This is a genomic window from Kordia antarctica, from assembly GCF_009901525.1.
Lineage (GTDB): Bacteria > Bacteroidota > Bacteroidia > Flavobacteriales > Flavobacteriaceae > Kordia > Kordia antarctica.
Map to the genome: position 1 here is coordinate 2,680,390 of NZ_CP019288.1, position 25,562 is coordinate 2,705,951.

Consider the following 25,562-nt stretch of genomic DNA (forward strand, 5'->3'; position numbering starts at 1 on the left):
GCTGAATAATTTATTAACCACTAAAATTTTTCATTATGCAAAATTTAATTGACGGATTCAAATCTGTAGAGTTAGAAGAGCGTTTAGAGATGGTACATCTTACTGCTCTTGCTGAAAAAGAAGGTAGCTATGCAAGTGACATAGATGCTTCTCCAGCTTCTGCTGACATTGCTCAGGCACCAATTTCTGAGTAATCTTAAAGTAACCGATAAGGACCTAGTCCTTATCGGTTATCATTAAAATTAAAAAAATATGATGATAACAAATCTCGGAGATCATAACACACAAATAGATTTAATAAAACAGAAAGTTTTTCATAAAGAAGATTCTGAATTGTTTGCTGATATTCAACAAAATGTATTGGTAAGCATCAAGAAAGAATCCGATATACTTTTTGCCAACTTAAACAAATACCATCTTTTCCAAGAAGAGGAATTTCATAAATACAATTCATTCTATAAAAATAATATTTACAATCAATTATTAAATGAATTAGATTTAAAACACCATTATAAATATTTGACGGAAGAAGTGATTCAAATTAAAGGCACTATTCCAGCGCAAGATCAAGCTGCCATTTATTGCTCTTTTCATTTTGGTTCATACGTGCATGCAGCAAGTGCTTTACGAATGTTAAACAAGGATTTTTCGATCGTTTCAAAAAGTACTCAAGGAGAAAATATTGTAGAATGGGACGTAAAACTCGATGAACATGGCAATAAAATAGAATACTTTGACGCTTTCAAAACCATTGATCCAGAAGCCGTAGATGCATCGTTTCAGATATATAACACATTGCGCAATGGAAAAAATGTATTGATTTATTTAGACAGATTTAACAACACGCTTGAGAAGACCAGTAAAAGAAGTAAAATTTTCGAATTATTAAATTCAAAAATGTTTATTACTTCTGGGATTCCTGAGATTTCAAAAAAACTAAATGTCCCTATGATACCTTTAATTTGTGAAAGGCATCAGGATACTAAAATTCATGCAACTTTTTACGAAGCTGTTTTCAAAGCCGATTTCTCAGACAAAGAATATGTAAAAAACGCAGTACAAAAATGTGTAGACGCTTTTGCGATTCACTTAGCAACACATCCTGAACAGTGGGATCATTGGCCAAGTATTCATAACCACTTAATAAAGACTTCAAAAGCTATAACACAAAACAAGCCGATTTGGAAATGGTTTTTATCACCTTTTTTAAAGCTTAAGAAGAAAAAACAGAAAATTTCAGATACTGACATCATAACGTTCAATAAAACTAATTATGAAATGTTTGAACGTGAAGGTGATTCATTTATCATCAACATAAACAACTATCATTGCTTTAAAGTATCAAGTCATTTAATGAAAATATTAACACGCATATCTGAATCTGGCTATAAAGTAGGCGAGGTAAAAAGTGTTTTAAATGCTTCATTATATGCCGATTTATTCCAAAAGAAAGTATTACAAATCGAAAATAGCGCATCTTAAATTTCAAACCATGCAATTAACTTCAGAAGATATATTTGATATTTTATATCGCAACAAAAAAGTATCCATTAGTGACTCAGAATTAAAACATCTTAAGGCTTCTAACGATTTTTTGAAAGAGTATATCAAAGGGAAAATTGTGTATGGAGTCAATACAGGTTTTGGACCAATGGCGCAATATGTCATTGATGATGAGCAACAAAAACAATTACAACTCAACCTCATACGAAGTCATGCCGCAGGAAGTGGCGATGTCATCGATTCCATATTCATCAAAGCAACTTTATTGGCGCGACTCAACACGCTAAGTCAAGCATATTCCGCAGTTAGTGTAGAAACTATTCAACTCTTAGTTAATTTTATAAATCATGACATTTTACCTGTCATTTATCAACATGGTGGCGTTGGCGCAAGTGGCGATTTGGTGCAACTTTCACATGTAGCATTGAGTCTAATTGGCGAAGGAGAAGTAATTTACAAAGGCAAAATTGTTCCTACGGAAGAAGCAATGCAAAGTTGCAACCTAAAGCCATTAAGAATCACTGTACGTGAAGGATTGGCGTTAATCAATGGAACATCAACCATGAATGGAATTGGGTATGTAAACCTATTCTTATCTAAAAACTTAGTAAATTGGATGGTAAGATTATCATCATTAATGTATGAAGTATTTAGTGTATATGATGATTTCTTTTCAGAAGAATTAAACAACACGAAAAAACATCATGGACAACGGCATATCGCGAAAAGCTTGCGCGATCAACTAAAAGGAAGTAAACTCATCAAAAAACGTACAACAGAAAGTTACAAATTCATTGATGAATCTAATGTGCTTGAAAACAAAATGCAAGCTTACTATTCTATCCGATGTACGCCGCAAATTTTAGGACCAATTCACGACAGTATTCAATACACGGAAGATGTCTTGCACAATGAAATCAATTCTGTGAATGACAATCCTGTAATTCACATGGAAACAGAAAACGTATTGCATGGCGGAAACTTTCATGGCGATTATGTTTCCTACGAAATGGACAAACTAAAACTCGGAATCATTAAACTTTCTATCTTATCGGAGCGACAACTAAATTATCTTTTCAATGATAGAATAAATGGTAAATTACCGCCATTCATAAATCAAGGAGTTTTAGGACTCAACTTAGGATTACAAGGAACACAATTTCCTGCAACATCAACGGTTTCAGAAAATATGACGTTAGGAAGTTCTAACTATATCAACAATATCTCTACAAATAATGACAATCAAGATGTAGTCAGCATGGGAACAAATGCCGCACTTATTGCAAACAGAGTCATTATGAATACATATGAAGTAATTGCGATTCAATATTTGGCAGTTATGAATGCAATTAACTACCTTGACATAGAAAATCAAATGTCTGAAAAAAACCAGGTATTATTCAACGAAGCAAAAAATGTGATGCCGTTTTTAGACGGAACAGACAAGCCTCATTATAAAACACTAAGAAACATTAAAGAGTATTTATTAAAGTTTTCAAACTAAGTAATAAAGAGTTCTATTTATATGCAAAAAGTAAATTTCAAAAGATTTCTTATATTCTACATCATAGCTATTGTCGTTTCTAATATATTTAGATTTGATGTATTTGGTTTGCAAACAAGCATAGAAGAACTTCCAAAAATTAGTGCAATTGCTATCAGTGTACTTTTAGAAGGTAGCGGAATTTTTATTGCCGCACTACTCGCTTTATATCTATTAAGAAAAGAAAGAACAACGAGCATTACTTTTTTAGGAACCTCAAAAATAAAAAACGTATTTATGGTTGCCATTCCGTTGGTATTACTAGCGGTTGTAGGTGTAAAAAACAACTATGAAATCAATGTACACATTTATGCTGTTTTCGCTTTCATAATCACTATAATATACTGTATATTAGAAGAATACGGTTGGCGAGGTTATTTGCATGAAGAATTTAAAAGCATCACACCTATCAAAAAATATCTCATCATTGGTGTTTTATGGTACATTTGGCATTTAAGTTTCTTAAAAGATGTTTCCCTACAAAACAATCTCTTTTTCCTAGGCGCAATGATTCTAGGAAGCTGGGGAATTGGACAAGTGGTTGATGCTACAAAATCAATCTTAGCTGGCGCCTGTTTTCACCTCATCATTCAAATTATCTTTTTCAATGCACTTTTCAAAAATGGTTTTGAAGGCTATACCAAATGGATTGTGATTGGAGTTTCAGTAGTCGCTTTTTTCGCCATCATCAAAAAGTGGGAAAAAGACCATCCAATACAAGAATAAAATTACGCGTTTACAAGCGTTTTCACACGCACTAAATCAACAAATTTATGAGCATCTATATCTCTGGAATCGGAATCGTTTCCGCTTTGGGCATTGGCGTTGAAGAAAATGCCAAAAAACTACTTTCAGGAAGTACTGGTGTTACCGAACTACATTATATAGAATCTATACATAAAAATGTATTGCCCGTAGGAGAAGTAAAAGCTTCAGATACAGAATTGTTACAATTGGCAAAACTAACAAGTACAAAAAATATTACGAGAACTAGCGCATTGGGAATTATTGCTGCAAAAGAAGCTATAAAAACTGCTCAATTATCTCCTGATGAAATAAAAAAAATCGCAATTGTCTCCTCGTCTACAGCTGGCGGAATGCGCGAAAGCGAACAAAAATTTAACGCGTTTCTACAAGGCAAAAACAATGAAGACTTTCTTTCCACACATGACGGAAATGATAGTACTGAAAAAATTGCCGAAGAACTCGGAATTCGCAACTTTCACACTACAATAAACACTGCTTGTTCGTCATCTGCGAATGCAATCATATTAGGCGCACGCATGATAAAAAGCGGATTGTATGATATGGTGCTGGTTGGCGGATCGGATGCGTTGGCAAAATTTACAATCAACGGTTTTAACTCTTTGCTTCTACTCGACAAAGAAGCTTGTAAACCATTTGATGCGAAAAGAAAAGGAATCAATCTTGGCGAAGGCGCTGGATATTTAGTGCTAGAATCTGAAAGTTCTATTAAAAAAAGAAAACATACTCCAATTGCTGAATTAATAGGTTATGCGAATAGAAACGATACATTTCATCCGTCTGCAACATCGCCCGAAGGTCGTGGATTGCAATTATCTATGACTGATGCGTTAAAAATGGCTGGACTTCAACATTCGGAAATTGATTATATCAATGCACACGGAACAGCAACTCTAAACAATGATCTTACCGAAGGTATTGCCATGAAAACGGTATTCAATAACAATGTGCCTTCTTTTAGTTCTACAAAATCATATACAGGACACTGTTTAGGCGCTGCTGGTTCTATGGAAGCTATTTTTTCAATATTCGCTATACAACACAATACGGTATTTAAAAATTTAAACTTTAAGACACCTATTTCGGAACATGCATTAACTCCTCAATTAATAACTACTTCTCAGAAAAATATAACTCATGTATTGAGTAATTCAGCAGGAATGGGCGGTTTTTGTTCCTCATTAATATTTCAAAAAACGAGCACATGAAACTATACATAAAAAGTACCGCTTGTGTGTCACCGTTAGAAATAACGCAGACCGACGAAACTTTTGAGTTCTCAATACCCGAACATACAGCCGCGAATAATTTACAAGTTATCAATCCTAATTACAAAGAATTACTGAGTTTAAACAGTATTCGAAGAATTTCTAAATTCAATAAAATAGGCGTTTTTGCAGCATTAAAATGTGTAGAAAATTTCACAGTTCCATTAGACGGAATTATTGTTGGAACTGGTATTGGAGGATTTGGAAATACTGAAAAATTTTTATTGGACATGGATGAAAGTTTAGAAAAGAACTTGTCGCCAAATCCGTTTTTTCAATCGTTACACAGCTCATTATCCGGAAATATTGCCATTGCAACAAAATGTGATGCGTACAATACAACGTATGTGAACAAAGGTACTTCGTTTGAAAGTGCTGTGTTAGACAGTATGATGATGATTCAGGAACATCCAACACAACACATTCTAATTGGTGCAGCTGATGAAATTACAGATGATTACACCAAAATAGCGAACAGAATCAACTATTTTCAAAAAGAAAAATTACCAATTTTAGGAGAAGGTGCCGCATTTTTAGTAGTCTCAGGAATAAAAACAGATCATGAAGCTTGTATTTCGGGAATGAAAACGCTTTTTATGGCTTCTGTAGCTGAAATTAATGAGCACATTCAACAACTCCTAAAAGAAAATAAAATAACGGTCAATGCTATTGATATCCTAGTTTCTGGAGATGAAACAATCACAGCTAATTTGACTGAAATCAATACCGCTTTCGCAGAAATACCTTCCATACATTACAAACAATATGTGGGCGAATATCCTACTTCTTCAGCATTTGCCGTATGGTTTTCAGAAAAAATAATAGCAACTCAACACATTCCAAAAGTGTGTAAACAGAAACGTATAGAGAACATTCAAACCATTTTAATTGTGAATCAATACTTAAAAAATACGTCTATCATCCTAATTTCAAAATAAAACACATGGCACGAATAGGAATTATTGCCCCACCAACTTTAGGACACGTAAACCCTTTATTAATTCTTGGAAAAGAACTTCTAAAAAAAGGACATACAGTTGTGTTTTTTCAATTGGAAGAAATGAAACATCACATTTTAGATGCTGGTATTGAGTTTCATAAAATTGGGAGACTTATTCCTTCGGACACCATGAAAAACATGAAGGAACAATTGGGTCAGTTATCAGGTATAGACGCAATGCGATATTGGAGAAAAAGACAAACCGGATTGTTTAAAATTTGGTTTACGGAACTTCCAGGAGCTATTGAAAAAGAAAAAATAAATTTCCTATTAGTAGATCAAAGTGATGCAACAGGTTCCACAATTGCAGAAGCAAAAAAGATTCCGTATGTAACTGTTTGTATGGGTTTAGATATGGATTGGGAAAAAAACATTCCGCCTTTCTTTTCAGTCCGATCTTACGATACTTCGCCTATTGTTTTAAGAGGTAATAAAATGGCGATGGATGAATTTGTAAAAGATTTCGACCCGCTATTTAAAAGTATCAACGATCAGCGTGAAAAATATGGACTTCCAGTGTATGATCCATATAGAAATATGTATCCTGTTTCACCATTTGCACAAATAGCGCAAATGCCAAGTTTTTTGGATTATCCAAGAGTTGAAAAACCTGATTATTTTTATAATGTAGGTCCATTTATAGACGACAATCCAACACCTATTCCTTTTCCTTTTGAAAAGTTGAACGGAAAACCACTCGTATATATTTCTTTAGGAACCATTTTAAACTTACGTCCAGATATTTTCAATCTTGTTGGTGCAAGTTTTAAAGGAATTGAGGTACAATTAGCAATTTCGTTAGGTAATAAAGACGTAGATCTTACTTTGGATGAATTTCCGCCCGAAACGATTATTGTGAGTTACGCGCCGCAAAAAGAAGTATTGGCAAAAGCAAAATTATGTATTACGCATGGCGGAATGAATACTGTAATGGACGCACTTAGTAATGCCGTTCCAGTATTGGTTGTTCCAATTTCATTTGATCAACCGGGAACTGCTGGCAGAATGAAATATTTGAATGTTGGAGAGTACATTCAATACAAGGCACTTTCAGAAGTTGCCATCAACAAAACGGTTAAAAAAATATTCTCCACCAATAGTTATTACGAAAATGCTGCAAAAATGAAAGAAAAGTTTTTGCAATTAAATGGTAGAGATCAAGCAATTAATATAATAGAAAGAACAATCAATGAACATGTTTAGCAAAAAAAATATTTCAGCTTTAGAAGCACAGAAAAAAGCCATGTGGATTTCTTATGCACCTATGATATTTCAATCCGCAAAATCAATGATTAATCTCGGAATCTTAGATGCCATTAAAGATAGTGGCGACGAAGGTATGACTGTAGATGAAGTTGTAAAAAAAGTATCACTCACCAAATATGGAATACGTGTATTACTGCATGCTGGTTTAGGCGCAGAAATTGTGTATTTAGAAGGCGACAAGTATTTTTTAACTACAACTGGTCACTTTTTATTAAGCAAACAGATTGCGGCAAATATCAATATCAATTTTGTACATGATGTATGCTACCAAGGTATGTTTCACCTAGAAGATAGTATTGTAAATGGAAAACCTGAAGGACTCAAAGAACTTGGCGATTGGCCAACTGTGTACGATGGTTTGTCTGAATTACCAGATCATATCAAGAAAAGTTGGTTAGATTTAGATCATTACTTTTCAGATATATCGTATCCAAAAGCTTTTAAAGTTTTAAATAAAAATTCGTTTAAATCTATTTTAGATTTAGGTGGAAATACAGGGAAATTCTCTCGTTTCTTATTAGACAATACAAAAGATGCTGTCATTACTATTGGTGATCTCCCTGGGCAAATTAAAATGGCTAAAGCCGAATTTGAACGCATGGAATATAGCACAGAACGGATTCGTTTTCAACCAATTAATATTTTGGATGACGCGCAAGATTTAAAAGGAGAATTTGATATTGTTTGGATGAGTCAATTTTTAGATTGTTTCCATGATGATGATATTTATAAAATATTGATGAAATGTAAAAAAGTTGTCAAACCTGGAGGTTCTATTTACATACAAGATGCTTTTTGGGATCGACAACGTTTTGAAACGTCCGCTTTTTCATTGCAACAATTTTCTCTTTATTTTACAGCTATTGCCAATGGAAGAAGTCAGATGTATGATTATAAAACATTTGAAGAAATTATTCATAAAGCAGGTTTAGAAGTTGTTGAAATTACAGATAATTTAGGAATCAGTAATAGCTTACTGAAAGTGAAAATTAAAGAGTAATCAACGTATGCTTTTAGAGAATCTTTACAAAATTACAGCACAGCACACGGAAAAAGAATCTAGTGTAACCAATTTGGTTTTCTTAGAAAGCCATCACATTTATAATGGACACTTTCCAAACAATCCTATAACGCCTGGTGTCTGTTTATTGCAAACTGCTAAAGAACTTTTAGAAGGTTATTTGAATGTCAATTTACGCTTACATACCTTAGTGGATGTCAAGTTTTTAAAACTTGTGATTCCTAACAATTCTAAAGAGCTTACCTATACTATTACTGAAAAATCACATGACAATACCAACGAAAAAAAAGTAACTGTACTCATAAAAGACACTTCAGAAACTTACATTAAAGCAATTATTATTTATAGTATTCTATGATTTTCAATCCTCAAGATCAATTCATGAATTTAGAGACAATACAAGTAGCACAACAGCAAAAACTACATCAGTTAGTGCAACATGTATATGCAAATTCTACCTATTGGAAAACGATCATGGATACGCGTAACATACATCCTACTACATTTGTTGTAGAAGATTTAGAAAAATTTCCCGTAATCACAAAAGAGAATTTGCAAAAACATTTATCAGATATGATATGTGTATCAAAATCTGAAATTATTGATTATGTATGTACTTCTGGAACTACTGCAAGCCCGATTAATATTCCACTTACGAATACTGATTTAGATCGTTTAGCTGAAAACGAATATCAATCTATGTTACTTACTGGAGCTACTAAAGACGATATATTTCAAATATGCACAACTATAGACAAGCAGTTTATGGCAGGTTTGGCATATTTTTTAGGCATTAGAAAACTTGGTGCTGGCATCATTAGACAAGGTATTGGCGCTGTAAAAACACATTGGAATACCATTGAATCGCTACAACCAACTTATTTAATTGCCGTGCCTTCATTTGTTGTGAAACTTATCAATTATGCCATAGAAAACGGCATAGATTATCAAAATTCTTCTGTAAAGAAAATTATCTGTATTGGAGAAAACATTAGAAAAGAAGATTTTTCACTGAATGCTGTTGGGCAAAAAATTGCAGATTCTTGGAATGTACGTTTGTTCTCAACGTATGCATCTTCAGAAATGGCAACAGCTTTTACTGAATGTGAACATGGAAATGGCGGTCATCACAATGAAGATTTATTAAGTATAGAATTATTAGATCAACAAAATAATCCTGTAAAGCCTGGAGAAATTGGCGAATTGACCATTACGACTTTAGGAATGGAAGCTTTTCCGTTGATTCGCTACAAAACAGGCGATTTATGCACGTTGCATTACGAACCTTGCGCATGTGGCATACATACCGCACGAATAAGTCCGATACTTGGCAGAACCGCGCAACGTATAAAATATAAAGGCACAACATTTTATCCATCTGCAATATTTGAAGTGCTTCATCAATTTGATGCAATTAAAGATCATGCAATTGTACTAGAAACAAATAATTATGATTCTGATGATGTACATATTCATATAGCTTTGCAAGACACAACATTAATAACTTCTATAAAAGAAGCTGTTAAAACTACTATTAGAGTATTGCCAACAATTACAATTCATGATTCGTTAGTAATGCTTCGCAAAAAACACAATGTTGCCCACAAAAGAAAACTATCAAAAGTTATTGATCTAAGAGCTAAAACTTAAAAAATGTCTATCATACATACTTTACAAGAAAAAGATGAGCAAGCCTTGCTTCACAATACAATTTCTGAAGGGAAAGAAATTTTATCGCGGTATGCACAATTAAAACTTTTACTTCATTTACAGGAACATGGTTTCTTTGCTAAAAAAGAAATACGTTATTCTTTAAAATCAATAAAAAAAGATTTTAATTTCTTAGAGAAATACCGTGCATTATTTTTGGAAATTATCAATATTCTTAGTGATAACGAATACATATTGATAACAGGAGATGCGATAGTTACAACTAAAAAAGTGGAAACTGTACAAAGTGAATTTAACATATTAGAAAGCGAAATATTAACGGGTAGCTATAGCAGTGAAGATTTTCAGAAAGTAATTTCCCCTTATATCAAATTAATGAATTCTACCAGTGCATTGTTACTACAAGTTGCTAGTGGAAAATTAGGGTATTTGAATGCTTTATTTCCTAAAGGAGACAAAACTATTGTAGAAGCCATTTATAAGACCAACATCCAAGTTTTATATAATACTATCGTTACAGGTTATACTGCTCAAATTGCAAAAACGTTGCAACAAACTAACAAAACAGTACGTATTTTGGAAATTGGAGCAGGAACTGGAGGAACCACGACACCTATGTTGGAAATGTTAAAAGCAGCTAATATTTCTACTTCATATATGTATACTGATATTTCTCGTGGAATGTTGAGATTTGGAAAAAGTAAATTTAATGAAACATACGATTTTATAGATTATAAAACGCTAAACATTGACCAAGATCCATTGACACAAGGATTTGAAGCAAATAGTTTTGATATCATTATATGTAGTAATGTATTACATGCTACCTTAAATATCAATGAAACTTTAGCACGTATCAAAGAACTATTAGCATCTTCTAATGGGTATTTGATTGTGAATGAAGTAATAGAAAAATTAGATTTCAATACAATCACTTTTGGACTTACGGATGGTTGGTGGAAATATACTGATGAAGAAAATCGGAAATCATATTCTCCAGTTTTGACTCAACAAACGTGGAACACATTGTTGAGCGATGCCAATTTAACAGAAATTACGCCATCACAAAAAACAAAAGAGATTTACCAAACCACTTCTCAAGGAGTTTTCATGTATAAATCTTAAGCAATCGCGAATGTATTTTTTATTATACACACATAATCAGCTAGTTGAAGGAAAAGAGAAAGCGGCTATTTACGATTTAGAAAATAGCACAATTACAAATATTCCGAATGTAATTGTTCCGATTATTGAAGAAATGCGTTCGAAAACGGTAGATGAAATTAAGCAAAAACATGCGCCCGATAATCCTGAAATTATAGATAAATACGTTCATTATTTCTTGGAGAAAGAACTCGGATTTTATACCACAGAACCTTCTAGATTTCCTAAACTCGATACTAATTTTCAGTATCCTGGAACTATTCAAAATGCAATTATTGAATCTAATTTGAATACGTATGATGAGATAAAAGTATTGAATGATTTAGATGAATTAGGTTGTCGGTATGTAGAAATGCGATTGGTTATTGAAACCGAAGCAGCAGTTTTGAAGCTTCACAAAATTTTAACCGCGTGTGCAACTTCAATTTTTATTTATGTCGATATTTTAATCCAATATAATTCAATATGTACGGAAGAATTTGTAACTGATTTGCAAAAAAGATACCCGAAAATTGGAAAAATACTAGTGTATAACGCTCCAAAAAATGAAGAAATCTCAGATAGTATTTCGTTCGTTGAAGATTCGTTTCAAGCGTTAGAAATTGCTCAAAAACAAACCTCAAAATATATTGTAAATATTGCTTTTTTCTGTGAAAGCTTACAGTTTAATACGACATATAACAAAAAAGTTTCTATTAATCTTAAAGGTCAAATTAAGAATATCTTAAAAGACACGCATGATTATGGAAATGTGAATACAACCAATTTAATTGACGTTTGTACTTCCGCTGAGTTTCAAAAATGGTGGCAAATTACTCCAGATAAAATTGAGCAACTAAAAGACAATCCACTTCGGTATGCATTGTTTAATCCATTTCCGTTAAAAGAAATTGCTCCTAACAAGTTTCAGATTTTGGACGTATGAAAAAGAGGTTTTACGAGTTAGATGCTTTGCGTGGCATTGCAACAGTCATTGTTGTATTATGCCATTTCATGTTGTTTAGAGAAGATGCACAAATAGGTTTTCGTCTCTTTACAAATATCATTGATATCTTTTTTATTTTGAGTGGTTTTGTGATTTTCATGACATTAACCAAGATAAAAAGTAGCAAAGATTTTATAATCAATCGTTTGGCACGTTTGTATCCAACGTATTGGGTTGTTGTCACATTTACATTCTGTTTGATTCTATTTCATCAGACTTTCTCTGAAGATTTTGCTCATATTACCCTAAGCGATTATTTGGCTAATATGACGATGTTTCAGTTCTACATAGGTTATGCAGATTTAGACGGACCCTATTGGACGTTAATTATTGAGATGCTTTTTTACATTGTCATGTTGATCATTTTCATCTTAAAATGTCAAAAGTACATTCATCATATTGGTATTGTTGCTTCCTCATTATTGGCGTTTTTTGCTTATTATCCATTGCCAAGCGCATATGAGACACTATTTACAAACGCCTTATTAGATATTCCTTTATTGCAATACATACCATTGTTTTTTGCTGGAATTTTATTTTATAATATTTTCATAAAAGACGATCACAAGTTATTAAAATATGTTGGCGTTGCGTTTTATTTAGTAGCGCAAATTATGCTTTTTGATTATTCTGGAAGAGCGCAATATTTTATGAGTCACCTGGAATATGGCGTCATGCTAACTATTTATTTTGGACTTTTTGTATTATTTATCAATGGAAAGTTGAAATTCATTGTAAGCAAACCCACGGTTTTTTTAGGCAAAATATCATACGCATTATATCTCATTCATCAATTTTTAACAATCAGCTTTTTGATTCCGTATTTGGAAGAATCATGGGGAATTAACTTTTGGATTGCTTCTATTGTAATTGCACTTCCAATTGCTATTGCATTGGCTGCATTGATTACATATTATGTAGAAGTTCCTGTAAATAAATACGTTCGAAATAAATATAGAAAAGATATTATTCGAACAGAAACAACACAAAACATTTAAAAAACAAAACCTATGAATCCACATAAATTAGCGTTGATTACTGGCGGAAGCAAAGGATTAGGAAAAGGCATTGCGCTTGAATTGGCTAAACAAAACATAGATATCATTTTGCATTACAATTCTTCGGAAGAAGAAGCAAAAGCAACTAGCGAAGAACTAAAAAATCATGGCATACAAACGTATTTGGTACAAGCTAATTTTGCCATAAATAAAGATATTGATAGCTTTTTTGAAACCAAGATTGCGCCAATTTTAGAAAAAGAAGATCGCAAGCTTGATATTTTAATCAATAATGCAGGAGTTTCAGAATTTAGCAGACTTAACAGTATTACAAGTGAAGGTTTTGACACGTTTTTTTCTGTCAATGTAAAAGCGCCTTTAATTTTAATGAAAGACAGTTATAAACACATGCAAACTAAAGGGCGAATTATCAATATTTCTTCAACCAAAGCTGCAAGACCTTCTGAAAAAATGATTGTGTATGGAGCTTCAAAAGCGGCGCTTGAGAATGTTTCGATGGCAATGTTAAAAGATTTTGGACGAAAACAAGTCACGATTAATACTATTGCGCCAGGATTTATTCCGACAGGCGTTTTTAATATTAGCAAGAATGATGAAATGGTTAAATCGTTTGTACTAAAAAACACCGCCATCAAACGTATGGGAACAGCATATGATATTGCTAGAGTGGTTTGTTTTTTAATTAGTGATGATGCTATATGGGTTAACGGCCAGAATATTGAAATTTCAGGTGGCGTATTATATAATTAAACACTGTTGTCCGATAAAAGATAAGAGACCGCTGCGCTGTTAGATTATAGAATAAAGACAAATTTGTAACTGACTGAAAAACAGTGTTCATAATTACATATTTTTATTCTTGACAAAATAATTTCCTTACAAATGGAAATTAACTAAAAGCATGGTTGTTCATCAAAGATGTCTTAAAAACTCTTTCATAGCTAGGTTTTCAAAAGAATTTGAAAGATTTTATCGGACACTAATAATAATTAAACACTGTTGTCTGATAAAAGATGCAAGATCGCAATGAATTTAGATAGAACAAATAACAAAGAGATTATTCAGGCTTTACCTCATAAAGTTCCTTTTATTATGGTAGATGAACTTTTGTATATGGATGCTAACAAAACCATTGCAAAACTTTTTATTACGGAAGACAATGTTTTTTCAAAAAACGGTTTCTTTCAAGAACCTGGTATTATGGAACATGTGGCGCAATCTACTGCATTGCGACCAACTTTGGAAGCTGCAGAAGTACAGCAAGATGCGCCTTTAGGGTATTTTGCAGCCATTAAAAACTTTAAACTCTATGAATTACCGCCTGTGAATTCAGTTATAGAGACTACCTCAGAAAATGTTGTAGTCGTAAAAACTGCCATTAAAGTAAATACACGTTCTACTTGCAACGGGAAACTTATATGTGAGTCTGAAATGCTATTCTACCTAAATTCTTAAGAGGCATATTATTTTTTTAAAACCGATACATTTCACTTTTATGGTAAAGGTGAAATCATTATTCATTAACATTTTAAAATTTTCAATTATGAAAAAAAAGAATTTAAACAAAAAGTTGACAATTAAAACAATTTCAGTTTCTAATTTAAACGAATTACAAGGTGGACGTTCAGATTTAGCAGCAGGAACTCATGAACCTTGTGAAGTATATGAATTGACGGACTGGTGTACTATGTTTGGTTGTCCTCCAATAGAAAAATAATTTTTAAATAGAAATTATCCTATCAGAAGAATTACAGGTATACTATTTTGATGTACTAATTCAATGCGAATTATTATTTTTTAAAACCAATACATTTCACTTTTATGGTGAAAGTGAAAACATTATTCATTAACATTTTAAACTTTTCAATTATGAAAAAAAAGAATCTAAACAAAACATTACAACTTAAAACAATTTCAGTTTGCAATTTAAACGAAGTACAAGGTGGACGCATAGGAGCAGAAGGAACTCATTATACGCATTGCATTGGACCTAGTACTGTTTGTACAGACTACTGCACTATTACATGTCAATGGTAATAAGTTATAGTTTTAAAATAGAAAAACGCCTGTGAATCTTATTCACAGGCGTTTTTTTATGTCTTTTTTTACTAGAAATTATGCTACTAAAGAATCGGAAAGTAAACACGGCGGAATCGTAGCTGTAATGTTTTGATGCAATGATTCAATGCGAACTACTATTTTCTTTGTATTATCAACTCGTATAATTTCACACTCTAAACCAGTTAAAGGTCCATATAGAATTTTTTGAATATCGCCAACCTTAGGCAACTTATGAGTCACTTCAATGTCAGTAATTCCTTCTGCTCCTACCAAGAGTTTAATTTTTGTAATTTCATTTTCAGATACTTTGGCATATTCTTTCCCAAAACGTATGTAAGCACAGACGCCATTTACATCTAACACATCATGAAATTCCCTTGGGGATTTTAACTTCACAAACACATACGAAGGAAACATAGATTTGTATATTATTTTTTTACGATCACTCCATTTACGTACAGTTTTCATTAAAGGAAGAAAGGACTCTAGTCCATTTTTTTCTAATGTATCATGAACTTTTTTTTCATTATAAGATTTTACATACAACACGTGCCAACCAATATTAAATTTCATTTAAAATAACTATTAAAGAATTTAGGCTTCATTAATGAAGGACAAAAATAAATAGGGGACTATTTTTTGTCTTATTAACAAATAGATAACTACTCGATGCAGTTAGATTGGTTTTCTAGGGAGGGAATTTGAAGAAATCTTCAATAACAAATATAGTAATCCAATATGAATTAGATATACTTTTATGCATAAATAATTTAGGTTTTACAGTAATAAAACTGATTACACCAATATTTCTAAGGCAGTATTTATACTTAGTCAATCGGTTACACACTTAGAGACCTATTTTACAAAAAAAATCTTCTTGATTTCTCAAGAAGATTTTATGTATTTCGTATGAAATTGAAAGATATTAATCCTTCAAGAAATCTTTTAAAATTTCTTTTAATACCAATGTATCGTTTTCTGTGTTTCTGATCAATTTGTTTGCTTCATCACATTCAAATTGAGCGTAGTTGATTTTCATATACCGAAAACTTTTAGCAAGAACAGCTTCTTTTTTAAGCTCGTCATAATATTTTATTTGAGTGATTCGCGCTTGTTCTTTCTCGTCCAATTCTTCAAAAGGTTTGTTTTGTTGAAAAAACTCCATGACAAGTTTCAACTCTTTATAATACGCGTCTACAGGTAGTTTTGTTCTACCTTTTCCTCTTTTATGAAGGTTTCCTACTAAAGTATCAAACGTGTGTTTTCTTGACGCTTCTTGTCCTAATAATTCATCACAAATATTTAACAGATAATTCTCATCACTGTTTTTAATATCTAGAATGTGTTGTTGTTTTTTACTGATCTCAGGAATTACCTCTTTTGGTGTATATTCCTTGCCTTCTCTTACCAAATACCAATACGTGTTTTCCGTTCTTCTTTCTGCATGTGCCGTAGGTATTTTAGTGAGTTCCGATTTTTGGTCTAATCTCCGAAGTACTTTTCGCATTGGAAATCCTTTTTTCACATCTTTCTCAAATATTCCTGCTTCAACTAATGCAGGCATTATTTCCTTTACAGGAATCCAATCAACAGCAATATTTGTATCAAAATACTGAGTTATTACTTCATTAATCTTCGCTATATTTTCATCAGTCATACTATGCTATTTTACCTGTTATACTTTAGGCTTGCGTCATCCTAAAATAGGTTGACAGTTTTTTTATAAATTAAAATCAGAGAAGTTAACTTCTTTGGTTTTTGTTGCGCACAAAAGTAGGTGTTTTAAAGTTAAGACTTTAATGTGATTTTTTATAATTTACTAAGAATTAATAGAAGATTAGATTTTGAACCTGATTAAAATCGGCAGTACATAATTCCTTAAGTATAAAACTATCTGTATCGGAATTTGATTTAAATGTTTCTATAAAAAGATTTGGAAAATCTTTTGTCCTAAACTTTGTTTTACTGCTGTTAACCACCGTGTTTAATGCTTTTTGGATACTATACTAATTTTACATCGTAAATTTATAGGTGTAATTTTGATCAATTATTAGCGAAATAAAACCAAAGAATGATAATGAATGACTTTAAACTCTTTAAGATTGAATACTCATTAAATTATGTATCGTATAACTACTAAAAACCCTGTATGTGATGTACAGGGTTTTTAATTAAGGTATGTTGACAAATGACTAATCAATAATGTCTTCCAATTTTTTAACGGTTGGTTTTCAGCAATAGGCTTTGTCGTGCATTAACTTTTTCAATTTTCATGAAATTATATATATGTTGTTATTTATTTTAATTCTAATTTTAGTACTGATTTGGCTTTGTACACACCATTATCAACCTTATTTGGTTTTAATAAAATTGTGAATGTCTTCCCGACAAATGAATTAGCGTCTTGATTAAATTTCACAAACAATTTATTTTCATCATCTTCTACAGTTATGGCATCATCTTGACTATCTGTAAAAAAACACAATCCGCCTTCGCTACCATCAAACACAACCTCATACGTAATAACGTCGTTATTTAAAGATTCTAAATTGTTGCTTACTGAACTAGTAAATAAGACTACAGCACTAAAAAAGGTTATTAGAAGTTTCATAATTTATAGTTTTAGGTTAATAATTGTAAATTTTCGGATTCTTGGCTAACTTAAATTTTATACTACAAATATCAACTAACGACTCGAAATAGGTGTTATAGTATTTTTAAATTGAGTTATATAATTCACATTTTAAACAAATACTTCTAATTAAAATGAATTAAGGTGCGAGAAATTATTTTCTGCAATTTTTTCACAAATAGAACCTATACTTGTATCGCTTAACTCTTATTTTCATCAATATTGAGTTGAAAAAAAATCTTCTTACTCCTTTTTTTTAAACCCTAAATTACGCGCCAGCTATAATCTTATTTCGGATAAAAAGGGAAAACACCTATGAGAATCAGTATTTCAACTATTTGATAATCAAATAATTAATAGTATTTTACTGAGAATAAAAAATAAATATTATTAACTATCAACATGTTATATTATGAAAAACAAACTAGTTATTAGTCTGCTGATTAGTGTACTTTGCTATTTTTCCGTCACAGGTCAAAATAATAGTAACAGCACTCTTAAAGATGGGCTTCAGAGAATTAATGTGTCTACAATTCAAGGCACAATTACCGTAAATTTACCCGCAGAAATACATTCGGGCGATCAAATATCAGGAACTGTTTCGGCAATTCCTTCTGAAACAGGCACCAATAAAAAAGATAAAAAACGAGCTAAGAAAAATAAAGAAGCTTTAGAAAAATATACGGTTTCTTTTCATCAGAATTCAAGGCGTGTTTCTAGTCGTTCTTTAGATATTTTACTTTCTCCTAAAACTTCAAGTGATACGCAAGAACTTACTATTTATGATGAAAAAGGAAAAGTAATTGCTAAAATACCTGTACAGATAAATGATGCGAAGCGAACTAATAAAGTGTCTAATATGCAATTTCCAACATATGTAAGAGCTGGAAACACGTGTTATATAAAGGGGAATTTTGACGGCAATATGAAGAACTCAAAGGTAATGCTTGGCGAAAACGTTCTTCCAATTATTGCAGAATCGCCTGATAGACTTATTTGTGAGATTCCAAATACTGTTTCTGGTTTGCAAAAAATTACCGTTACAGAAAACGGCATCACAAATTCAGCAACTTGCAATGTAGTAGGAATGAATTTAAGCGTAGGAAAACTAAATTTATTAAAAGGAGAATCTACAAATCTAGTTATTGAAGTATATGGACTTGAAAATATTGAAACTCCCGTAGAAATTTTAGTTGAAAATAAAACACAAGAAAACATTAACCTTAGCGGTGGAAATACTCAAAACATAACCATTTTTCCTAATCAAGCTTCCGCAGAAGGTACTTATAACAAAACGATTCAAGTGCAATCAAAAAGAGCAGGAAATTATACGATTGATGTCACTTTAATTGAATCATTTAGAAATTTAGAAGAATACACTTTGGATACACCAGAAACTACTGAAAACCAAAACTCCGAAGTTTTAACAAATAACATTCGTATTCCTGATAATCTAATCACGTATACACCTCAAACGTTTAGCGGATATAATTTTTCTCCATACACAATATCGGCAGCTATATTACCAAATGTATTTTTTAGCTTTAATGTGATGATTGATGATGATGAGAAACGAAAGTTGAGAAATAAAGGAAGAAAGTTACCCGCAAATGCGCCTTTAGGTCCTACAGATCCTGACGATAAGAAAAACCCACATTCCAGACCTGTGCCAACAGGAATTAAAGGTCCAAATCATGAAGAAGTTCCAGGCGTTTGGGATACTGGAAAAGACTTGCTAGAAGAAGCCAATAAAGAAGTCAAAAGAGCCAAAGCGCACAAAGGAAAAATGACTGCTACAATGCCTGCTGGACCAGAACAAATTGGAAAAATGAATCCTCATAAAGTGATTCGAAATAATCAAAGAGGTTGTACGGAGGAAATTTATATTTTTTATGAACACTACCGCTATATTGATGATCGTACATTAGTGCTAGAAGAACAGCTTTCGCCTTCTCATGAGTTTTTTATAGCAAAGGGAGAAACGAAAGTAGATATTACTAAAAACGAAAGCGGATGGAGTGTGAAACCAAGTGTTTCTGCAGATGTAAAAGGATTGTCTATAGGTATTGAAGGTTCGTATTGGAAAACAACGTCGCATACTACAGAAGAAGGTTCTTTAAATTTAAAAGGAAGACACTTATGGCTATTTCACATAGGTAGACTTTATTTATACAGAAAAGCTTTTGTACGTATCAAATATGAATATCATTATGAAGTATGTACTGATGGTTCTACTAGAAATTGGGTCGTTCCTACGTATACGGACAATTGGCATTTTTGGTATGAATGGGAAGAAGAAATATTTGTTACTTCAAGAGATGATGAAGGTAGTTTTCATAAAGTAGACGGATTTCCTGAAACAATACATAATCGCAATATTGGTGGTGGTGAAAGTAATAGTTACCCAATTGATGGTTTAGAATCAAAATATTTCGATAATTACGGTCAAAAAGGTTGGGATTTCTTCCCTGCTATTAGTAAAAAATAATCAAACTAAGATGAAGAGTTATTAGAGGCAGTTTGCTTTCTCTTAACTCTTTTTTTTATGATTTGATTTTGTATTTTTTACGTTTTTGGAATTGCAATAGAATTTATTTGAAGAACGAAAAGCACAACTTAAAAAGCAATTGATGGAGTTTTAGCTCTAAATGAAAAATAGCTTTAATAAGAAAGCCACTCGGATTTGAGCGGCTTTTTTTTTATTGTTTTGTTAAGGTGAGATCAAACGGAATTTTAAAAGGTATTGGATCAGAAGCGCTTGCACGCACGAAAAATAGATCCCATTTAAGCTGTGGGCTACATCCAAGGCTTACACACGGTAAATATTCAATATCCAAACTCGGTGAATATTTTAGCCCTTTTAAGCCAACCCTATCATAAGGAATATTGGTTGGTTCAGCATAATGCAAGTTCATTTTTGTTGTGCTGTTAGGATAGAAACCAGAACCCGTTATTCTTAATTTTGAAGAAGCACTGAAATCAGAAAGCGTGTTGTAAATTACTGTTCCGTTTTCTTCATACTTGAATCTTGCGTAAATTTCATCGCTATAATCTTTTCCTGATGTCGCATGCACATCTTTATAGAACACTAAGGTTAATTTTTTGTTTCCATCATCATATTTCCACGTTCCTACAAACTTATCTAAATCATTATTGATGTCTTTGTAATAATAGCTCTTACTATAATCTTGATCGTCGTGATTTCCTAGTTTGTGAATTGATACGGTTTCATCCTGTTGCGCAAATCCGCAAGTAAGAAACATTCCAAAAAGGATATATATTATTGTTTTCATATGTTTTATATTAATCTTAGTTTTTCAAAATTTATGCCGCTTTCCTCATTTTCAATATCTATAGTATAACTTTCATTACCATAGCCATCTGTAATGCTCACAATATGATCTAGATTGAGAGTTCCTAGATAATTGGTATTCTCGCTGTGTAGATGAGCAGTAGAATTCCCTTCATTTCGTACGGTTTCTACTTTTCGTATAATAGTTTCAAGCCCAATAACTTCATTCAGGCTAACAACCTTTTTTGTTCTTTTTTGCTCAAAAGATTCAATCTCTTCTATGTAAACAATATCATCATGCTGACAACTGTAAAAAAATATTCCAATTCCTAATATCAGGAACAAGAAAATATACTTTTTTGTGTGACTCATTTAATTAAAGTTTAATTTTAACCATATAAATATAAGAAAAAAACTTCATTAAATGACGAAATAACAACTTTTAAATACTATGAGATTAATGATTACTTGTACTGTTTATAATTAATAACGGTCTTGTCCTCATGTTATTTTGAATTAATTAGGAAAGCTCCTTAAAAATCTTTTTTTCTACATTTTCTATAGATGTTGAAAACTGGCAATGCAACCCATAATGACAACGTTCCGATAGAAATAAAGAGTCCGAAATTGGTTCCGAAAAACTTCTGAAAAACTGCGCCTGTATATCCTAATAATGCTGAGATATCTAACTTTAGTAGAATCAAAATTCGAGATAAATCAATAGGATTAAATAATGTTGCGCCAATGGAAAAACCATCTAACGGATAGGATTGAAATGCAATTAGCGACATTAAGAATAAACCATCATAAATGACAGCCATAAAAAGCCACACTAATATTGCATAACTAAATCCTTTGATTTTATTTTCATTATAGAGCGCAATATTAAACGCAAGTGCCGTAAATATTAAAGTCAGAAACATTCCTGTGATTAGTAGCAAAACAAAATCCCAAATTTCGTTTGATTGAAACAATCCGTAGAGCACAAAAGGAATTCCTAATCCTAAAATTAAACTCATGGAAAGTGATAATGCAACGCCTAAATATTGACCTATAAATATGGAAGATCGTTTGATAGGTTGCGCCAATAATAATTCTGTAAATTCTTTAGAATTGTAAAAGTACATAACTCCAAAAATGGTTCCTATCAGCGGAACTAAAATGATAATAACATTCATTAAAGTGATGACCGCTTTTGATAAATCGTTGTTTAAAAAAAGCAACACAGAACCTAGTAATAAATAAAATAGTAAGTAGACATAACTCCATCTACTGCGGACTAAATCATAGAAACTATATTTTAATATTTTAAACATCTTCTTGAGTTAAAAGGTTAGCAATTGCGTGTTCAAAATTAGCCGTTTTGGTCTGTAATTTTAGTTCATTGATGTTTCCTTTGAAGTAAACTTTCCCTTCTAATAAAAACACAATTTCGTCTGCCATTTCCTCTACAAAACTCATAATATGAGACGTAATTAGGATAATTTTCCCTTTGGCTTTTTCTTCTTTAATAAGTTCTTTTAAATGGATTAATGCAATAGGATCTAAGCCCGAAGTTGGCTCGTCTAATATAATTATTGGACTATCGAACATGAGTGAAAGTACCAAATTTACTTTTTGCTTTGTGCCGCCAGAAAGCGTGTTCAATTTTTTGGACAGAAAAGGTTCTAGTTTGAATAATTTTATTAATTTTTCATCTTCTCCCGCACGATTTCGTACATCCTTTATCATTGCTATAAGCTCTTTCACCGTTAGGTTTGGCGGAAAATTTGCTATTTGCGGCAAATAATCTATCTGATCTCTGTATTTCCAGTTTTTCTTTATGGAAACGTTATCGACTAATAGTTTGCCTTTATTTGGAATTACCATTCCTAATATCGCTTTAATTAAAGTCGTTTTTCCAGAACCATTAGGTCCTAAAATGGCAACGATTCCTTTTTGGGTGATACTCAAATCTATGCCTTTGAGGACTTGGTTTTTGCCAAATCGCTTATGTAATTGTTCTATTTGAATCATTGGTATCGCTTTATTTGTGGAGTCATATCCAATAGATTATCTGGTGTAAATACAGGTGATACTTTTTCTGAAAAATCAATGATATCAATAAATAAACTTCGCATTAATATGATGGTTTCAGGTGTTTTGTTTACTACATATGAAAATAGTTTTACAGGTCTGTACGGAACATCGCCAATACCATCTTTATCCAAATCGTAGCCTGTGTAACTGCTCCAATAATTATGTTGAAAAACATTGTCATTAATTTTATTATAGTACGAAACATCAAAGGAATTGTATAGAAAATTATTCTTCTCAAAAGTGTTGGCATAACACGCACCTAACACTTTGATAGCGTAGCCATTACTGATAAAATCATTGCCAGAATAGGTAACTCTATTTGATCCTTCAATATTAATGGCAACCGTATTTTCTTCAAATACATTATCTTTAATTTCAGCATCATTTATTTCTTTTAGAAGCAACCCAAAAGCCGCCGTTCCCCAGTTTTTCTTAAACGTATTGTGGAGCATTTTTATACGTTTTGAAAACATGACTGCAACTCCAGCTCCGTTATTTTCGAAGGTATTATTCGTATACAAATCATCATTAGAAAACATAAAATGCAAGCCATATCGCAAGTTGTTTGTGCTTGTATTTTCATTGATAATAATATTGTCTGAAAACTCTAAGTAGATTCCATCACGGACTTTCTGAACAATGTTTTTTTCTACAAGTATATTTTTTGAATACCACAATTGAATGCCATTTCCAGAATTATATTCGTCTTGCGCGTCGCCAATAATTTTGTTATGATAGATTTTTCCATGATTGGATTTTTCAATGTAAATTCCAAAAAATAATTTTTCTAATACCACATTCTGTATGACAAAATTTTCACTTCTAACGACGCGTATTGCCGCATGATCGCTGGTGTAACTTGTTCCTACATTGATGATAAACAATCCGTCAATGGTTACATTATCTGAAGTAATTCGTATAATTTCTCCTTTGTCTTCTCCATCAATTACCGGAAAATTTTCACCTATAATCGTTAGTGGTTTATCTACTACGATATTGTATTCTTTGTACGTTCCTTTTCTGACCAAAATTGTATCACACATCGTAGAAATTTCAATCGCTTCTTTGAGTGAACGAATACTACAATCCTTACAGACTTCTATGGTTTGTGCAGTTATTGAAACGCCATAGAAGAAGATAATTGTAACCAGCAATTTTTTGAGTAGATTCATGTATTACTTTTTACTTAAGTGCATTTTTAACGCTTCCCAATTATATAGTTTTCCTCCTATTTCTGATTGAATTCTTTCAGCAGCCACACGAGTTTCAAAGGCTGTTAAATATGCGCCCATAGGACTTGGCAGATTTTCACTTATTAAAAAAGTGGCATCTTCAGTTTTAATAAATTCCGTTGGAGCTTCATAATAATTTGTAAGTATGTTTCCTATTTGAATATCTTTGGTTTGTGCCATATAATTTAGCATACATTCGGTGGCGTCAAATTTGAATACTTTTCCTTTGTCTGTTATGAGTTCAGATCCGTGAATTTTATCGACAATAGTCATTTTACAAAAGTGACAACCATCATTTCCATAATCTATAGCTTTAGGACTTGTATTGCAGGCATTCATCATAAAAAAGACTAAAATACCAACGGCAATTTTATTTAGATGTTTCATATGCTATTTTTTGTTGATTTTTTCCCAAGAAAATAAGCAATAAGCGTAAATAGCATTCCGATTCCCATTAAGTAACCGCCCAAACGTGGATATGAATACGCATCAAAGTTTAGCAACTTTTGATGTCCCAATAATGGTGGTTTGTAACTCATTGGCGTTCCATCTGCATTTTGAAGTTTCATAATCGCATTTGGATCTAAATTCGTTCCATAATCTATCATCCAAGCATTAAAATCATACATTCCTAAAATTCCTAAAATAGTCATGAGCACAAGCCAACCTAGAAACCAATGGTAACTTACTTTTCCAAAATAGCCTAAAAATCCTATCAACATACCAAAAATTGCCATACTACCGATTACGAGCGGAAAGACTTTAAATTCCCACATATCAGCAGCTTTAGGAATTGTTTTCATTCCTATATAATGATTCAAGCCATCTATGTTTTGAATATCAAATTCGTTCATTCCTTGAATACCATCTATGTAAATATTCATTCCTAGCGGTTCAGGATATTGTGGCGCGCCTAGCATAATATTCCACAAAGGAAATTTAAACAAGCCCATTAATAATAGAGCACCAAGGATCATAAGAATACTTGCTTTTTTCATTTTAGTAAGAGTTATTGAGATTACGCTTTTATATAAGCATTCCTATAAAAAGTGTGAGATATA

The 25,562-nt window shown here is 32.1% G+C and carries 28 protein-coding genes; 18 read left to right on the forward strand and 10 right to left on the reverse strand.

What is annotated here, in order from left to right; translation table 11 throughout:
* The first annotated feature begins 35 nt into the window (after positions 1-35).
* The 17 genes from IMCC3317_RS11030 (at position 36) to IMCC3317_RS11110 (ending at position 15,242) form a co-directional block, all read left to right on the forward strand.
* Positions 36-194 (forward strand): hypothetical protein, encoded by a 159-nt coding sequence (locus IMCC3317_RS11030; protein ID WP_160129560.1) that lies wholly within the window; start codon positions 36-38, stop codon positions 192-194.
* A gap of 58 nt (positions 195-252) precedes the next feature.
* Positions 253-1,482 (forward strand): LpxL/LpxP family acyltransferase, encoded by a 1,230-nt coding sequence (locus IMCC3317_RS11035; protein ID WP_160129561.1) that lies wholly within the window; start codon positions 253-255, stop codon positions 1,480-1,482.
* A gap of 10 nt (positions 1,483-1,492) precedes the next feature.
* Positions 1,493-3,007: an HAL/PAL/TAL family ammonia-lyase gene (locus IMCC3317_RS11040; RefSeq protein ID WP_160129562.1), complete on the forward strand. Its 1,515-nt coding sequence runs from the start codon at positions 1,493-1,495 to the stop codon at positions 3,005-3,007.
* Between the two features lie 21 nt (positions 3,008-3,028).
* Positions 3,029-3,772 carry a CPBP family intramembrane glutamic endopeptidase gene (locus IMCC3317_RS11045; RefSeq protein WP_160129563.1) on the forward strand — a complete coding sequence of 248 codons (744 nt, stop codon included), beginning with the start codon at positions 3,029-3,031 and terminating at the stop codon, positions 3,770-3,772.
* Positions 3,773-3,819: 47 nt separating this feature from the next.
* Entirely contained in the window at positions 3,820-5,019 is a 1,200-nt protein-coding gene (locus tag IMCC3317_RS11050; protein ID WP_160129564.1) for a beta-ketoacyl-[acyl-carrier-protein] synthase family protein, read from the forward strand.
* Positions 5,016-6,017: a beta-ketoacyl synthase chain length factor gene (locus tag IMCC3317_RS11055; protein WP_160129565.1), complete on the forward strand. Its 1,002-nt coding sequence runs from the start codon at positions 5,016-5,018 to the stop codon at positions 6,015-6,017. Before IMCC3317_RS11050 ends, IMCC3317_RS11055 begins: the two co-directional genes overlap by 4 nt.
* Before the next feature lie 5 nt (positions 6,018-6,022).
* Entirely contained in the window at positions 6,023-7,282 is a 1,260-nt protein-coding gene (locus IMCC3317_RS11060; protein ID WP_160129566.1) for a glycosyltransferase, read from the forward strand.
* Positions 7,275-8,345 carry a class I SAM-dependent methyltransferase gene (locus tag IMCC3317_RS11065; protein ID WP_160129567.1) on the forward strand — a complete coding sequence of 357 codons (1,071 nt, stop codon included), beginning with the start codon at positions 7,275-7,277 and terminating at the stop codon, positions 8,343-8,345. The genes IMCC3317_RS11060 and IMCC3317_RS11065 overlap by 8 nt, the downstream gene beginning before the upstream one ends.
* Before the next feature lie 7 nt (positions 8,346-8,352).
* The gene (locus IMCC3317_RS11070) at positions 8,353-8,724 is read left to right on the forward strand and encodes a hypothetical protein (protein ID WP_160129568.1); all 372 of its coding nucleotides are present in this window, start codon (positions 8,353-8,355) and stop codon (positions 8,722-8,724) included.
* Positions 8,725-8,747: 23 nt separating this feature from the next.
* Positions 8,748-10,016, forward strand: coding sequence for a phenylacetate--CoA ligase family protein (locus IMCC3317_RS11075; RefSeq protein WP_160129569.1), 1,269 nt, complete (start codon positions 8,748-8,750; stop codon positions 10,014-10,016).
* Positions 10,017-10,019: 3 nt separating this feature from the next.
* A complete protein-coding gene (locus IMCC3317_RS11080; protein ID WP_160129570.1) occupies positions 10,020-11,162 on the forward strand; it encodes a class I SAM-dependent methyltransferase in 1,143 nt (380 codons plus the stop codon).
* 10 nt (positions 11,163-11,172) lie between these two features.
* Positions 11,173-12,126 (forward strand): hypothetical protein, encoded by a 954-nt coding sequence (locus IMCC3317_RS11085; protein ID WP_160129571.1) that lies wholly within the window; start codon positions 11,173-11,175, stop codon positions 12,124-12,126.
* Positions 12,123-13,184 carry an acyltransferase family protein gene (locus IMCC3317_RS11090; RefSeq protein WP_160129572.1) on the forward strand — a complete coding sequence of 354 codons (1,062 nt, stop codon included), beginning with the start codon at positions 12,123-12,125 and terminating at the stop codon, positions 13,182-13,184. Before IMCC3317_RS11085 ends, IMCC3317_RS11090 begins: the two co-directional genes overlap by 4 nt.
* A gap of 12 nt (positions 13,185-13,196) precedes the next feature.
* Positions 13,197-13,955: an SDR family NAD(P)-dependent oxidoreductase gene (locus tag IMCC3317_RS11095; RefSeq protein WP_160129573.1), complete on the forward strand. Its 759-nt coding sequence runs from the start codon at positions 13,197-13,199 to the stop codon at positions 13,953-13,955.
* Positions 13,956-14,231: 276 nt separating this feature from the next.
* On the forward strand, positions 14,232-14,660 hold the full coding sequence (locus tag IMCC3317_RS11100) for a hotdog family protein (RefSeq protein ID WP_160129574.1): 429 nt from the start codon (positions 14,232-14,234) through the stop codon (positions 14,658-14,660).
* Between the two features lie 88 nt (positions 14,661-14,748).
* Positions 14,749-14,922, forward strand: coding sequence for a hypothetical protein (locus IMCC3317_RS11105; protein ID WP_160129575.1), 174 nt, complete (start codon positions 14,749-14,751; stop codon positions 14,920-14,922).
* A 152-nt stretch (positions 14,923-15,074) separates the two neighbouring features.
* The gene (locus IMCC3317_RS11110) at positions 15,075-15,242 is read left to right on the forward strand and encodes a hypothetical protein (protein WP_160129576.1); all 168 of its coding nucleotides are present in this window, start codon (positions 15,075-15,077) and stop codon (positions 15,240-15,242) included.
* Positions 15,243-15,320: 78 nt separating this feature from the next.
* On the opposite strand, the gene IMCC3317_RS11115 is transcribed toward IMCC3317_RS11110, so the two are convergent.
* The 3 genes from IMCC3317_RS11115 to IMCC3317_RS11125 all read right to left on the reverse strand — a co-directional run bounded on the left by IMCC3317_RS11115 (position 15,321) and on the right by IMCC3317_RS11125 (position 17,877).
* Positions 15,321-15,839 (reverse strand): UpxY family transcription antiterminator, encoded by a 519-nt coding sequence (locus tag IMCC3317_RS11115; RefSeq protein ID WP_160129577.1) that lies wholly within the window; start codon positions 15,837-15,839, stop codon positions 15,321-15,323.
* 352 nt (positions 15,840-16,191) lie between these two features.
* Positions 16,192-16,923 carry a hypothetical protein gene (locus IMCC3317_RS11120; RefSeq protein WP_160129578.1) on the reverse strand — a complete coding sequence of 244 codons (732 nt, stop codon included), beginning with the start codon at positions 16,921-16,923 and terminating at the stop codon, positions 16,192-16,194.
* Positions 16,924-17,562: 639 nt separating this feature from the next.
* The gene (locus IMCC3317_RS11125) at positions 17,563-17,877 is read right to left on the reverse strand and encodes a hypothetical protein (RefSeq protein WP_160129579.1); all 315 of its coding nucleotides are present in this window, start codon (positions 17,875-17,877) and stop codon (positions 17,563-17,565) included.
* Positions 17,878-18,310: 433 nt separating this feature from the next.
* Here IMCC3317_RS11125 and IMCC3317_RS11130 point away from each other — a divergent pair, with 433 nt between their 5' ends.
* Positions 18,311-20,386, forward strand: coding sequence for an IPT/TIG domain-containing protein (locus IMCC3317_RS11130; RefSeq protein ID WP_160129580.1), 2,076 nt, complete (start codon positions 18,311-18,313; stop codon positions 20,384-20,386).
* A 211-nt stretch (positions 20,387-20,597) separates the two neighbouring features.
* On the opposite strand, the gene IMCC3317_RS11135 is transcribed toward IMCC3317_RS11130, so the two are convergent.
* From IMCC3317_RS11135 to IMCC3317_RS11165, 7 genes are all read right to left on the reverse strand, one after another.
* On the reverse strand, positions 20,598-21,191 hold the full coding sequence (locus IMCC3317_RS11135) for a DUF6705 family protein (RefSeq protein WP_160129581.1): 594 nt from the start codon (positions 21,189-21,191) through the stop codon (positions 20,598-20,600).
* A 5-nt stretch (positions 21,192-21,196) separates the two neighbouring features.
* On the reverse strand, positions 21,197-21,562 hold the full coding sequence (locus IMCC3317_RS11140; RefSeq protein WP_160129582.1) for a hypothetical protein: 366 nt from the start codon (positions 21,560-21,562) through the stop codon (positions 21,197-21,199).
* A gap of 161 nt (positions 21,563-21,723) precedes the next feature.
* Positions 21,724-22,506, reverse strand: a complete 783-nt coding sequence (locus IMCC3317_RS11145) for an ABC transporter permease (protein WP_160129583.1) — start codon at positions 22,504-22,506, stop codon at positions 21,724-21,726.
* Positions 22,499-23,206: an ABC transporter ATP-binding protein gene (locus IMCC3317_RS11150; RefSeq protein ID WP_160129584.1), complete on the reverse strand. Its 708-nt coding sequence runs from the start codon at positions 23,204-23,206 to the stop codon at positions 22,499-22,501. Before IMCC3317_RS11150 ends, IMCC3317_RS11145 begins: the two co-directional genes overlap by 8 nt.
* The gene (locus tag IMCC3317_RS11155; protein WP_160129585.1) at positions 23,203-24,441 is read right to left on the reverse strand and encodes a nitrous oxide reductase family maturation protein NosD; all 1,239 of its coding nucleotides are present in this window, start codon (positions 24,439-24,441) and stop codon (positions 23,203-23,205) included. Before IMCC3317_RS11155 ends, IMCC3317_RS11150 begins: the two co-directional genes overlap by 4 nt.
* A gap of 3 nt (positions 24,442-24,444) precedes the next feature.
* On the reverse strand, positions 24,445-24,888 hold the full coding sequence (locus tag IMCC3317_RS11160; protein WP_160129586.1) for a nitrous oxide reductase accessory protein NosL: 444 nt from the start codon (positions 24,886-24,888) through the stop codon (positions 24,445-24,447).
* A complete protein-coding gene (locus IMCC3317_RS11165) occupies positions 24,885-25,499 on the reverse strand; it encodes a hypothetical protein (RefSeq protein WP_160129587.1) in 615 nt (204 codons plus the stop codon). The genes IMCC3317_RS11160 and IMCC3317_RS11165 overlap by 4 nt, the downstream gene beginning before the upstream one ends.
* Positions 25,500-25,562: the final 63 nt, after the last annotated feature.

Bases quoted from the DNA above. Each gene is read 5' to 3' on its own strand.
- IMCC3317_RS11030 (WP_160129560.1), top strand. From the start codon at position 36: ATGCAAAATTTAATTGACGGATTCAAATCTGTAGAGTTAGAAGAGCGT.
- IMCC3317_RS11115 (WP_160129577.1), bottom strand. From the start codon at position 15,839: ATGAAATTTAATATTGGTTGGCACGTGTTGTATGTAAAATCTTATAAT.
- IMCC3317_RS11155 (WP_160129585.1), bottom strand. From the start codon at position 24,441: ATGAATCTACTCAAAAAATTGCTGGTTACAATTATCTTCTTCTATGGC.
- IMCC3317_RS11150 (WP_160129584.1), bottom strand. From the start codon at position 23,206: ATGATTCAAATAGAACAATTACATAAGCGATTTGGCAAAAACCAAGTC.
- IMCC3317_RS11080 (WP_160129570.1), top strand. From the start codon at position 10,020: ATGTCTATCATACATACTTTACAAGAAAAAGATGAGCAAGCCTTGCTT.
- IMCC3317_RS11040 (WP_160129562.1), top strand. From the start codon at position 1,493: ATGCAATTAACTTCAGAAGATATATTTGATATTTTATATCGCAACAAA.
- IMCC3317_RS11050 (WP_160129564.1), top strand. From the start codon at position 3,820: ATGAGCATCTATATCTCTGGAATCGGAATCGTTTCCGCTTTGGGCATT.
- IMCC3317_RS11100 (WP_160129574.1), top strand. From the start codon at position 14,232: ATGAATTTAGATAGAACAAATAACAAAGAGATTATTCAGGCTTTACCT.
- IMCC3317_RS11145 (WP_160129583.1), bottom strand. From the start codon at position 22,506: ATGTTTAAAATATTAAAATATAGTTTCTATGATTTAGTCCGCAGTAGA.
- IMCC3317_RS11060 (WP_160129566.1), top strand. From the start codon at position 6,023: ATGGCACGAATAGGAATTATTGCCCCACCAACTTTAGGACACGTAAAC.
- IMCC3317_RS11065 (WP_160129567.1), top strand. From the start codon at position 7,275: ATGTTTAGCAAAAAAAATATTTCAGCTTTAGAAGCACAGAAAAAAGCC.
- IMCC3317_RS11165 (WP_160129587.1), bottom strand. From the start codon at position 25,499: ATGAAAAAAGCAAGTATTCTTATGATCCTTGGTGCTCTATTATTAATG.
- IMCC3317_RS11105 (WP_160129575.1), top strand. From the start codon at position 14,749: ATGAAAAAAAAGAATTTAAACAAAAAGTTGACAATTAAAACAATTTCA.
- IMCC3317_RS11055 (WP_160129565.1), top strand. From the start codon at position 5,016: ATGAAACTATACATAAAAAGTACCGCTTGTGTGTCACCGTTAGAAATA.
- IMCC3317_RS11075 (WP_160129569.1), top strand. From the start codon at position 8,748: ATGAATTTAGAGACAATACAAGTAGCACAACAGCAAAAACTACATCAG.
- IMCC3317_RS11095 (WP_160129573.1), top strand. From the start codon at position 13,197: ATGAATCCACATAAATTAGCGTTGATTACTGGCGGAAGCAAAGGATTA.
- IMCC3317_RS11135 (WP_160129581.1), bottom strand. From the start codon at position 21,191: ATGAAAACAATAATATATATCCTTTTTGGAATGTTTCTTACTTGCGGA.
- IMCC3317_RS11070 (WP_160129568.1), top strand. From the start codon at position 8,353: ATGCTTTTAGAGAATCTTTACAAAATTACAGCACAGCACACGGAAAAA.
- IMCC3317_RS11090 (WP_160129572.1), top strand. From the start codon at position 12,123: ATGAAAAAGAGGTTTTACGAGTTAGATGCTTTGCGTGGCATTGCAACA.
- IMCC3317_RS11160 (WP_160129586.1), bottom strand. From the start codon at position 24,888: ATGAAACATCTAAATAAAATTGCCGTTGGTATTTTAGTCTTTTTTATG.
- IMCC3317_RS11120 (WP_160129578.1), bottom strand. From the start codon at position 16,923: ATGACTGATGAAAATATAGCGAAGATTAATGAAGTAATAACTCAGTAT.
- IMCC3317_RS11085 (WP_160129571.1), top strand. From the start codon at position 11,173: ATGTATTTTTTATTATACACACATAATCAGCTAGTTGAAGGAAAAGAG.
- IMCC3317_RS11110 (WP_160129576.1), top strand. From the start codon at position 15,075: ATGAAAAAAAAGAATCTAAACAAAACATTACAACTTAAAACAATTTCA.
- IMCC3317_RS11125 (WP_160129579.1), bottom strand. From the start codon at position 17,877: ATGAAACTTCTAATAACCTTTTTTAGTGCTGTAGTCTTATTTACTAGT.
- IMCC3317_RS11140 (WP_160129582.1), bottom strand. From the start codon at position 21,562: ATGAGTCACACAAAAAAGTATATTTTCTTGTTCCTGATATTAGGAATT.
- IMCC3317_RS11045 (WP_160129563.1), top strand. From the start codon at position 3,029: ATGCAAAAAGTAAATTTCAAAAGATTTCTTATATTCTACATCATAGCT.
- IMCC3317_RS11035 (WP_160129561.1), top strand. From the start codon at position 253: ATGATGATAACAAATCTCGGAGATCATAACACACAAATAGATTTAATA.
- IMCC3317_RS11130 (WP_160129580.1), top strand. From the start codon at position 18,311: ATGAAAAACAAACTAGTTATTAGTCTGCTGATTAGTGTACTTTGCTAT.